Genomic DNA, 255 nt, shown 5'->3' with positions numbered 1-255 from the left:
TTGTGCTTGCCTTTCAGAAGCCGGACGACATCGCCCGGCTCCGCTTTGTCGATAGCCGCCTGTACGCCTTCGCCTGCCACGACATCGATCTGCCGTGCCTGCAAACCGTCGCACAGAACGACGGTCAGCAGCATTGCGGCGCTCAAGGACTGAAACCGGCGGGGGAACTTCATGGCAGTCAGGCCTTCTTCGGTTCCACGAGCATCCGGCCCTTCATTTCCATGTGCATGGCATGGCAGAACCACGAGCAATAAT

General features: G+C 59.2%; 1 pseudogene. It reads right to left on the bottom strand.

Annotated elements, in window-relative coordinates:
• Nucleotides 1-173: pseudogene (locus tag HWX93_RS23140) on the bottom strand (nitrous oxide reductase family maturation protein NosD); the annotation flags it as partial.
• Nucleotides 174-255: the final 82 nt, after the last annotated feature.

This window comes from Brucella tritici, from assembly GCF_902825325.1.
Lineage (GTDB): Bacteria > Pseudomonadota > Alphaproteobacteria > Rhizobiales > Rhizobiaceae > Brucella.
The sequence above is the reverse complement of the archived record's forward strand: the minus strand, read 5'-3'. Positions and strand labels throughout refer to the sequence as shown.